General features: G+C 52.9%; 13 protein-coding genes and 1 tRNA gene. 9 read left to right on the forward strand and 5 right to left on the reverse strand.

Features of this window, described 5'->3' with window-relative positions; genetic code table 11:
• Positions 1–66 precede the first annotated feature (66 nt).
• Positions 67–1,086 carry a zinc-binding alcohol dehydrogenase family protein gene (locus HMPREF3277_RS02425; RefSeq protein WP_070869934.1) on the reverse strand — a complete coding sequence of 340 codons (1,020 nt, stop codon included), beginning with the start codon at positions 1,084–1,086 and terminating at the stop codon, positions 67–69.
• Positions 1,087–1,190: 104 nt separating this feature from the next.
• Here HMPREF3277_RS02425 and HMPREF3277_RS02430 point away from each other — a divergent pair, with 104 nt between their 5' ends.
• Genes HMPREF3277_RS02430 through HMPREF3277_RS02440 form a run of 3 tightly spaced genes read left to right on the forward strand, consistent with a single transcriptional unit; the run spans position 1,191 to position 2,618 of the window.
• The gene (locus HMPREF3277_RS02430) at positions 1,191–1,544 is read left to right on the forward strand and encodes a winged helix-turn-helix transcriptional regulator (RefSeq protein WP_070682595.1); all 354 of its coding nucleotides are present in this window, start codon (positions 1,191–1,193) and stop codon (positions 1,542–1,544) included.
• Between the two features lie 30 nt (positions 1,545–1,574).
• Positions 1,575–1,769 (forward strand): sulfur carrier protein ThiS, encoded by a 195-nt coding sequence (gene thiS, locus HMPREF3277_RS02435; protein WP_003684673.1) that lies wholly within the window; start codon positions 1,575–1,577, stop codon positions 1,767–1,769.
• A gap of 60 nt (positions 1,770–1,829) precedes the next feature.
• Positions 1,830–2,618: a thiazole synthase gene (locus HMPREF3277_RS02440; RefSeq protein ID WP_003776313.1), complete on the forward strand. Its 789-nt coding sequence runs from the start codon at positions 1,830–1,832 to the stop codon at positions 2,616–2,618.
• Positions 2,619–2,795: 177 nt separating this feature from the next.
• Here HMPREF3277_RS02440 and rnhB read toward each other — a convergent pair whose 3' ends face one another.
• On the reverse strand, positions 2,796–3,389 hold the full coding sequence (gene rnhB / locus HMPREF3277_RS02445; RefSeq protein WP_070869935.1) for a ribonuclease HII: 594 nt from the start codon (positions 3,387–3,389) through the stop codon (positions 2,796–2,798).
• 259 nt (positions 3,390–3,648) lie between these two features.
• On the opposite strand from rnhB, the gene HMPREF3277_RS02450 reads away from it, so the two are divergent.
• Together HMPREF3277_RS02450 and HMPREF3277_RS02455 are read left to right on the forward strand one after the other, a co-directional pair.
• A complete protein-coding gene (locus HMPREF3277_RS02450; protein WP_003759290.1) occupies positions 3,649–4,293 on the forward strand; it encodes a hypothetical protein in 645 nt (214 codons plus the stop codon).
• Positions 4,294–4,357: 64 nt separating this feature from the next.
• The gene (locus HMPREF3277_RS02455) at positions 4,358–4,801 is read left to right on the forward strand and encodes a PNPOx family protein (RefSeq protein ID WP_070869940.1); all 444 of its coding nucleotides are present in this window, start codon (positions 4,358–4,360) and stop codon (positions 4,799–4,801) included.
• Between the two features lie 221 nt (positions 4,802–5,022).
• On the opposite strand, the gene HMPREF3277_RS02460 is transcribed toward HMPREF3277_RS02455, so the two are convergent.
• The 3 genes from HMPREF3277_RS02460 to HMPREF3277_RS02470 form a co-directional block, all read right to left on the reverse strand.
• On the reverse strand, positions 5,023–5,349 hold the full coding sequence (locus HMPREF3277_RS02460) for a rhodanese-like domain-containing protein (protein ID WP_003768427.1): 327 nt from the start codon (positions 5,347–5,349) through the stop codon (positions 5,023–5,025).
• A gap of 99 nt (positions 5,350–5,448) precedes the next feature.
• The gene (locus HMPREF3277_RS02465; protein WP_070869936.1) at positions 5,449–6,105 is read right to left on the reverse strand and encodes a protein-L-isoaspartate O-methyltransferase family protein; all 657 of its coding nucleotides are present in this window, start codon (positions 6,103–6,105) and stop codon (positions 5,449–5,451) included.
• A gap of 101 nt (positions 6,106–6,206) precedes the next feature.
• On the reverse strand, positions 6,207–6,710 hold the full coding sequence (locus tag HMPREF3277_RS02470) for a GAF domain-containing protein (protein ID WP_070869937.1): 504 nt from the start codon (positions 6,708–6,710) through the stop codon (positions 6,207–6,209).
• A gap of 183 nt (positions 6,711–6,893) precedes the next feature.
• On the opposite strand from HMPREF3277_RS02470, the gene tpiA reads away from it, so the two are divergent.
• The 4 genes from tpiA (at position 6,894) to HMPREF3277_RS02490 (ending at position 9,593) form a co-directional block, all read left to right on the forward strand.
• Positions 6,894–7,667: a triose-phosphate isomerase gene (gene tpiA, locus HMPREF3277_RS02475; RefSeq protein WP_003759302.1), complete on the forward strand. Its 774-nt coding sequence runs from the start codon at positions 6,894–6,896 to the stop codon at positions 7,665–7,667.
• A 7-nt stretch (positions 7,668–7,674) separates the two neighbouring features.
• Positions 7,675–8,037: a preprotein translocase subunit SecG gene (gene secG / locus HMPREF3277_RS02480; protein WP_045072839.1), complete on the forward strand. Its 363-nt coding sequence runs from the start codon at positions 7,675–7,677 to the stop codon at positions 8,035–8,037.
• Positions 8,038–8,050: 13 nt separating this feature from the next.
• Positions 8,051–8,136: transfer RNA gene (locus HMPREF3277_RS02485), tRNA-Leu, on the forward strand.
• 893 nt (positions 8,137–9,029) lie between these two features.
• Entirely contained in the window at positions 9,030–9,593 is a 564-nt protein-coding gene (locus tag HMPREF3277_RS02490) for a hypothetical protein (protein ID WP_003759309.1), read from the forward strand.
• Positions 9,594–9,644: the final 51 nt, after the last annotated feature.

The raw sequence follows: 9,644 nt of genomic DNA on the forward strand, positions 1-9,644 counted from the left end.
ATTGCCGTCATTTCGGATGCCATACAGGCAGAAGCGGGCATAACGGCGTAAAAATAATCGGCGGATTCAGTTGTCCCAGCCTTCCACCACCAGTTTGCCGACCATATCCCCGCGTTCCAGCATCTCATGTGCGCGGCGCAGGTTAGCAGCATTGATGCCGTGCAGGACTTGGGTGGCGGTCGGGCGGATGATGCCTTCATCCACCAGCCGCGCGGTTTCGGCCAGGATTTCGCCCTGCCGTTCGATGTCTGCCGTTTCGCGTAGCGGGCGGGTAAACATAAATTCCCAATGCAGCGACAGGCTTTTGCCTTTGAGCGGGTTCACGTCCAACGTTTCGGGGTCGTCAATCAGCGCGATTCTGCCTTGCGGGGCGATGAGTTCCACGATTTGCGGCAGATGGCGGTCGGTATGGTTGGTGGAAAAAACAAACGATGGCGCGCCGATATTTAACGCGGCAACCTGTTCCGCCATGTTTTCATGATGGTTGATGACGAAATCCGCCCCCAATTCCTTCACCCACGCGCGGCTTTCGGGGCGGGAGGCGGTGGCGATGACTTGAATGTCAGTCAGCTTTTTCAGAAACTGGATGGCAAGCGAGCCGACCCCACCTGCGCCGCCGATTAAAAGCAGCACATTTGCGCCGCCTGCCACGGGTTTGTTGACGTCCAAGCGGTCGAACAGCGTTTCCCATGCGGTAATCGCCGTCAGTGGCAGCGCGGCGACTTGGGCAAAATCCAGCGAACGCGGCTTTTTGGCGGCAATGCGCGCGTCCACCGCTTGTAATTGAGCGTTCGAACCTTGGCGGTTGATGGCGCCCGCGTAATACACTTCGTCGCCGACTTTGAAATTCCGCACTTCGCTGCCGACCGCCTGAACAATGCCTGCCGCGTCGTAACCCAATACGCGGTACTGCCCTGCCGCAGGCGTATGTGCCGCCCGAACTTTCACATCGACAGGATTAACCGAAACCGCCTGCACGGCAACCAAAATATCGTGCGGCCGCAGCTCGGGTTCTGGCATTTCGATGTCGAGCAGGGCTTCAGGGTTGGAAACGGTCAAAGGACGGTTGAAACCGATGGCTTTCATAAGGTTCTCCTGTTAGGTCGTCTGAAAGTGTGTATCATGCGCCTGAAGCATATCATTAACAAGAACGCACTTGTTTTTCAGATAGTTACATAAAGGATACTGCCATGCCCCGCACACCGCACCCAAGCTACGACTGCGCCGAAGGCTGCTCGGTGGAAGCCGCGCTTTCCGTTATCGGCGGCAAATGGAAAGGCACGATACTCTACCGCCTGCACACGGACGGCACGCTGCGCTTCAACCAAATCCGCCGCATCCTGCCCGATGTGTCGCAACGCACGCTGACCGCGCAACTGCGCGCATTGGAGGCCGACGGCATCATTTTGCGCACCGTGTATCCCGAAGTCCCGCCACGAGTGGAATACCGCCTGACCGACTACGGCAAAACGCTTGCCCCCGTGCTGACGGCATTGAAGGAATGGGGCGACGGGTTCAAGCAAGGGCAGGCGCATCGCGAATAAAGAAACTTACCTACGAAATATCGAGAAACCATGAACATCATCTTAAACGGCGAACCCGCCGAACTTCACGGCACAACCGTTGCCGACCTCATCGCTCAAACCGCGCCGCAAAAGCCTTTTGCCGTCGCGGTAAATACCGGATTCGTCGCCAAAGGCGCATATGCGGAAACGGTTTTGAACGAAAACGACAAAGTCGATATTGTGCGGCCCGTAGTTGGCGGATAAGCGGTTTTACCTTTTCAGACGACCCCTGTCCCCAAAAACAACCTTACAAAGGAACCCATCATGCTCACCCTATACGGAGAAACTTTCCCTTCACGGCTGCTGCTCGGTACTGCGGCCTACCCGACCCCTGAAATCCTCAAACAATCCGTCCAAACCGCCCGTCCCGCGATGATTACCGTCTCGCTGCGCCGTGCGGGAAGCGGCAGCGAGGCACACGGTCAGGGGTTTTGGTCGCTTTTGGAAGAAATCGGCGTACCCGTACTGCCGAACACCGCAGGTTGCCAAAGCGTGCAGGAAGCGGTAACGACGGCGCAGATGGCGCGGGAAGTATTTGAAACCGATTGGATCAAACTCGAACTTATCGGCGATGACGACACGTTGCAGCCCGACGTCTTCCAGCTCGTCGAAGCGGCGGAAATCCTGATTAAAGACGGCTTCAAAGTGCTGCCTTATTGCACCGAAGACCTGATTGCCGGCCGCCGCCTGCTTGACGCAGGCTGTCAGGCGTTGATGCCGTGGGCGGCGCCGATCGGCACGGGTTTGGGCGCGGTTCACGCCTATGCACTGAACGTCCTGCGCGAACGCCTGCCCGACACGCCGCTGATTATCGATGCGGGCTTGGGCCTGCCCTCGCAGGCGGCGCAAGTGATGGAATGGGGTTTTGACGGCGTATTGCTGAACACCGCCGTTTCCCGCAGCGGCGACCCCATCAACATGGCGCGCGCCTTCGCACTCGCCGTCGAATCCGGACGGCTGGCATTTGAAGCCGAACCGGTCGAAGCGCGTACCAAAGCGCAAGCCAGTACGCCGACCGTAGGGCAGCCGTTTTGGCATTCGGCGGAATATTGACAAATAGCATATTGAGGGCATGTGAAAAGGTCGTCTGAAATTTCAGACGACCTTGTTTGAGGCAAGGACGGCTTTGTGTCCTTGTTGTGTTCCGCGCGGTAAGTTTAGAAGTTCGGGTAAAAACAAATTTTAAGAATACGGACAGAGGTTGTCTGAAAAAAGAAATCAGGCAAACGTTTACTCAAAGAGCTTTCCCTGCGCCAGCAACGCCTTCACGGGCGCAAAATCGCGGCGGTGTTCGGGCAATACGCCGTATCGCTGCAAGGCTTCGAGGTGTTGCGCCGTGCCGTAGCCTTTGTGTTTGTCGAAACCGTATTGCGGATAACGTTCCGCCAACGCATACATCTCGGCATCGCGCGCGGTCTTCGCCAAAACGGAAGCCGCCGAAATTTCCATGATTTTGCTGTCGCCTTTGACCACCGCTTCGGCATCCACGCCAAGGGCCTTCGGCACTCTATTGCCATCGATAAACACCTTATCGGGCTTGATCGCCAACCCGTGTACGGCGCGGCTCATTGCCAACATCGTGGCATGAAGGATATTCAGCTCGAAAATTTCTTGCGGATCGGCTTGCGCGACACACCATGCCAGCGCCTGTTCTTTAATCATAACCGCCAATGTATCGCGCTTTTTTTCGCTGAGTTTTTTAGAGTCGGTCAAACCGGGCAAATGGTAAGACGGCGGCAGGATAACGGCGGCGGCAAACACGCTGCCGACCAAAGGCCCCCGCCCTGCCTCGTCAACGCCGGCAATCAGGAAAGAATTTGTCATCGTTGTTTGAAAATAGAAAAATGGACATTATTTAAACTAAGGAGCAGCCGAAACGGAACACCTATCCCGCCAGCCGCCTAACCAATATATTTAACACAATAATCGCCGCAGCCTGTTTAGGTTTGCGCCTACGATATCCCCGTGCAGCGTTTCACAATGATAGGCGGCATCGGAAAATTTTACCTTGTTTGAAATAAGTTGATTCGTTATAACTGGCTGCATAGTATAATCAAAACCTTTGCCATATACCGAAATAAAGATGAAACCGATTTTTTACCGACTGATTTTGGCTTTCGGGCTGGGAAGCGCCGCCCTCTCCGCACAAGCCGGCTATATCTGCAAAGTGGACGGCAACGCAGTATTTACCGAGAAAAAAATCGGCAACGATTGCACCGAATCCCATACGGACGGCACTGCAAACGTCAGCCCTGAAGAAGCCGGCAGGGCCGTACCCGAGCGTGTCGACTTGAAAGAAGCCCTCGGGGAAGCCGCTCCCGAGCCGGGCGACATCAAAGTCTTGCCGCGCACGACGGGTGGCAGCGTAACCAACACGGCAGAAGCCGCCAATCCCCGTTTGGACATCAAATTGCGCAACGGCAAGCTTGGCGAAGCGACTTCCGTCGGCGACCTGAAAGCAGCCAAAGCCCGCGCCGCCGAGTTGAACCGCAAAGCCAAAATCCTGCCCGCACCCATCCTGCCGGCATCCAAACCCAAGCCGCAACTGACCCGCAAGCAAATCTTGGAAAACGAAGTCCGCAACGAACAAGTGGCTTTGGTCAGGGCGCAGGCGCAACTGAATGTCGCCAAGAAAAAAGGCGATCAGGCAAAAATCAGCCGTCTGACCCAAGCCGTCAACGACCGTCAGGCCAATATCCGCGCCATTGAAAGCGAAATGAAACGCTAAACGGACAACGGTTCGGAAAGTTTTTAATCCAAGCTTTTCGAACCATTTTCAATTGAAATCCATCATGCAGCCCATCCCCGACGACATCATCAAATTCCTACACGCCAACCATGTGATCAGCATTGCGGCAGCCGCAGACGGCGAAATTTGGAGCGCCTGCTGCTTTTATGTGCCCGATGAAGCGCAAGCAAGGCTGATTGTCCTGACTTCGGCACGTTCCAAACACGGCAGCCTGATGCTGAAAAATCCGAACATCGCCGGAACCATCGCAGGCCAGCCGGAAAATATCGCCAAAATCAACGGCATACAGCTGACAGCCAGTGCGCAACTGCTGACCGACGAAACAGAGAAAAAAGCAGCGCTCGCCCTCTATTACAAAGCCCATCCGCTTGCCCGCGCGATGAAAAGCGATGTTTGGTCGTTGCGTCTGGAAAACGTGAAATTTACGGACAACAAACTGGTTTTCGCCCAAAAAACCCTTTGGCAGCGCGAAGCCCAAAACGCCTGAATCATTAAACCCTTGGCGATTGGTTTCAACGTTGATGGGTTAAACCCAATACCCAAGGATAAAGGTTTTCAGACGACCCCTGCATACAAGGTCGTCTGAAAAACAGTGCCCAATCAAAAATCCTGAAACCGGCAAACGGATTTCAGGATTTTTGATATTCGGATCATCCGCACGTAAAAAAAGCGGCAGCCATGCCCTACCGCCCTTTCCTATCCGAAATCTCAATATCTCGCCATCGTCCCATCCACCTGCAAAGCCCAAGCATCAATCCCGCCTTGCAGGTTAAACAGATTTTCAAAACCCGCGTCCGCCAGATACATCGCCGTATGCAGGCTACGGATGCCGTGGTGGCAGTAAACGACAATCGGCAAATCGTCGTCGGGCAGCTCGTTTTGGCGCAGCGGAATCAGGTTCATCGGGATATGGATGGCGTCAGGCAGGGCGCAGACGGCAGTTTCCTCATCGGTGCGCACGTCCAGCAGATGGAACGCGCGACCTTCTTGCTGCCATTGTTGCAGTTGCAGCGGGGTGAGTTGTGGAATCGTCATGATGTTGTGTGTGTGAAATGATGGAAACGATGAAAGGTCGTCTGAAAACGTTTAGCCATGTCCGGCTGGTTTTCAGACGACCTTTGAGTTCAGAAAAGATTAAAAATCGAAATCGCCGAAAGGACGGTTTTCTTTGTCGTCCAAATGCGCGACCAGCGTGTCGAACAGGACTTTTTCTTCAAATTCGTTGCCCTTGCGCGTAATCAGCAGCGCGCGCTGTACCGGCTGACGGCCGACGATGACTGCCATGCGGCCGCCGTCTTTCAACTGTTCTTTCAATACGTCAGGCACGCGGTCCACCGCGCCGCCGACGTAAACCGCATCAAACGGCGCGCCCGCGGAAGGCTCGGTCAGCCCGTTGTTTTGCACATAATCGATATTGTCCAAAGCTAAGCCGTCCAACACTGCTTTGGCGCGGTTTTGCTGCTCGGCATCGAGGTCGTCTGAAACCACTTTACCCGCCAGTTTCGCCAAAAGCGCGGTCGCATAGCCCGAACCCGTGCCGATTTCCAAAACCGTATCGGTTTTAGTCAGCTTCAAGCCCTGCGCCAACCGCGCCACGATTTTCGGCTCGAGCATCTTATGACCGTTGGCAAGCGGCAGCTCCATGTCGGCATACGCCAAACCCTGCAAAGACTCGTTCACGAAACGCTCGCGCGGAATCTCCTCCAACGCGTCCAAAACGTCAAAATCCAATACATCCCACGGACGGATTTGCTGTTCGACCATATTGAACCGCGCTTTTTCAAAATCCATTTTGTGCTCCGTTAAATAATTGTTTTAGCAATGGCAGACATTATAAAACCACACTCCCGCCACGCCAACTTCAGCGCGCGCCGCCCGCCTGTTTTTCAGTCTCAAGCCGCCTGACGCGAAGCCTTAAACCGTTTCGCCAAAATCTTCGCCAGTTCGCCCAAATACAAAGCATCCGTTTCATCAAACTGCGCCAAATGCTCGCTGTCCACGTCCAACACGCCGATACAGCGGTCGTCTGAAAACAGCGGAACCACAATTTCCGAACGCGACAAAGACGAACAGGCAATATGGTCGGGATGCGCGTTCACATCCTCGACGACCATCGTCTCGCCCTTCGCCCAAGCCTGACCGCACACCCCGCGTCCGAACGGAATCCGCGTACACGCCAAAGGTCCCTGAAACGGCGCCAAAACCAATTCGTCCGTACGCGTATCGACCAAATAAAAGCCCACCCAAAACCAGCCGAACGCCTCCTTCAAAACCGCCGCCGTGTTCGCCAAATTCGCCACCCAATCCGTCTCGTCCGCCACCACAGACTCAATCTGCGGCAATACCTCCCGATAAAGCGCGGCCTTGTCCGAAGCCGAAAAATGAAGCGCGTGCATAGCCAGGTCCTATATATGTGTATATCAAGCAGTTATTATAAAACAGGTCGTCTGAAACAGCATTTCAGACAACCCCGGGCATCCCGTTTCAAGTTGCTAACCCGTCGCATATCCACTAAACTTCACGTTACATCACGCTACACGCAGCGTACAGCCAAAGAAACACAACACGGAGCAAAAAAGATGTATCACCAAATCGGAATGTGGGATCAAAAATGGGTCATCGGCAACTGGAAAATGAACGGCCGACTCCAAAACAACAACGCACTTATGCACCGCTTCCGCATCATGCCCACCGCCGAACGCGTCCTCATCGGCCTCGCCGCCCCGACCGTTTACCTGTTGCAACTGCACAACGCCATGCAGATTGTCCTCAACAACCGCATCCTCACCTGCGCCCAAGACGTCAGCCGCTTTCCCAACAACGGTGCCTACACAGGCGAAGTTTCCGCAGAAATGCTCGCCGATATCGGCACAGACATCGTCCTCATCGGACACTCCGAACGAAGCCTCTATTTCGGCGAGAAAAACGAAATCCAACGCCGCAAAATGGAAAACGTCCTCAACGTAGGCCTCATTCCCCTATTGTGCGTCGGCGAAAGCCTCGAAGAGCGCGAAGCCGGCAAAGAACACGAAGTCATCGCCCACCAACTCTCCGTATTGCATGGACTGAACACCAAAAACATCGCCGTCGCCTACGAACCGGTATGGGCAATCGGCACCGGCAAAGTCGCTACCGTAGAACAAATTGCCGACATGCACGCATTCATCTACAAAGAAATCTTGTCTTTGTGCGGAAGCGATGTTAAAATCCGCGTTCTTTACGGCGGAAGTGTGAAAGCAGACAATGCAGCCGACATCTTCGCAGTACCTCATGTAGACGGCGCATTGGTTGGCGGCGCGTCATTATCGTATGACTCATTTACCGCCATCATCAACGCAGCACAAGCCTCGTAGAAAACATATGGAAGCCTTTAAAACCCTTATTTGGATTATTAATATTATTTCCGCTTTGTCGGTGGTTGTGTTAGTATTGCTGCAACACGGCAAAGGCGCAGACGCAGGCGCAACCTTCGGGTCAGGCAGCGGCAGCGCGCAGGGCGTATTCGGTTCCGCAGGCAACGCAAACTTCCTGAGCCGCGCAACCGCCATCGCAGCGACTTTCTTCTTCGCAACCTGCATGGCAATGGTTTATATCCATACCCATACAAACAAACACGGTTTGGACTTCAGCAACGTACAACAAACCCAGCAGGCTCCGAAACCTGCCGCTCCCGCTGAAAACCAACCCGCACCTGCTGCACCCGCTCCTCAGCAGCAGAAATAAAAGTTTTCAAAATGCCGACATGGTGAAATTGGTAGACACGCTATCTTGAGGGGGTAGTGGCCGTAGGCTGTGCGAGTTCAAATCTCGCTGTCGGCACCAACACAAGAAACCGCTTAGAAAAAAATCTAAGCGGTTTCTCTTTTCTGTCCAACGCATCGGATAAAAAGAAAAACCGCTTACTATAGTGGATTAAATTTATAGTGGATTAAATTTAAATCAGGACAAGGCGCCGAAGCCGCAGACAGTACAGTAGTACGGAACCGATTCACTTGGTGCTTCAGCACCTTAGAGAATCGTTTTCTTTGAGCTAAGGCGAGGTAACGCCGTACTGGTTTAAAGTTAATCCACTATAATGCCCCTATCCGATATATCCCAAGTATTGCATCCAATGCATCTCCACAATAAAAACCAAACTCAATAAAGGCGAGGTTTGCAGACTATCTCTTGCTATCCCCCAAATTTCCGTTTGACCATACGGCATCGCCTTATTAAATCTCGTGAAATCAACCCCTCTCAAATAGGAAATCTTTGAAGCAAAAAGGATTGGCTTTACACCAGCGTACAGCCTTATCCCATCCACTCAAATTTTAAAAGCACCATTTTCCAGAACACTGAAAACAAGGCGAGAATTTCTTTCACGCCAAACCCATTCATTTTCCCCTGCCCTTTTCACTGTCTTCGGCTTCATCGCCCTCACCAGATTCAAAGTTCGTCCGTCATTATTTCCTTAGCATCATCCCCACCTTGCAGCACCAAACACTAATCCCCCGCCCCTCAAAATCGACATTTTGTTGATTCGTGATATATCTTTACTTAATTTCAATTAGCTTTGCGTAAATCAAATCCACTGTTTTCAAAAGAACAAATAGCACTTTATTGATAATGAGTATCGTGTTTTCATATACAGACGAGACAAGCCTTCTTTTCTCTGTTAAGGTAGGGCTTTCTGTCAGTTTATGCTGACCCCGATAGACTAAATCCGGAGTAACTTGATGAAATCCAATCTGAAATTAATCGTTCCCGCCGTCCTTATCGCTACCGCGCTGTCTGCATGCGGCAGCTCCGGCTCTAAATCTAAACCGGAAACTGCTCCGACTCCTACTGCGCAACAATCTGCTCCCGCGCCTGAAACGCCTAAAACCATGGAAGTCAATAATATTGAACGCACCAAGGAAGTGGCTTACAAATGCGGACCAAACGGTACTGATCCTTTGAATGTCATGTACGGCTTCCAAGGTGATGAGCCTGTGATTGCCCAAGTGAAATACCAAGGCCAGCTGACTCCGGGTCTTTCCCGCATCGTCGGCACCGGCAATGATGTCAATGGCTTCTGGGGTGAAGGCGTGGCATGGATTGCCAACCGCGCCAACTATGCCAACATCGACAAAGTGGACGGCAATATGCTGACTATCCGTCAACAAACTGTCGTCAACGGTCAAAACCAAGTCGTGGACAACATCATCACCAAGTCCTGCGTATTGGACCAAACCGCTACGGCCCAATTGAACAAAGCACCTGCCAAACCTGCTAAGGGCAAAGGCAAAGCGAAGAAATAAAGACGTTGTATAAAGCGAAAGGTCGTCTGAAAACTGAACTGGCCCCCAAAT

The organism is Neisseria sp. HMSC70E02 (genome assembly GCF_001838645.1).
Classification (GTDB): domain Bacteria; phylum Pseudomonadota; class Gammaproteobacteria; order Burkholderiales; family Neisseriaceae; genus Neisseria; species Neisseria macacae.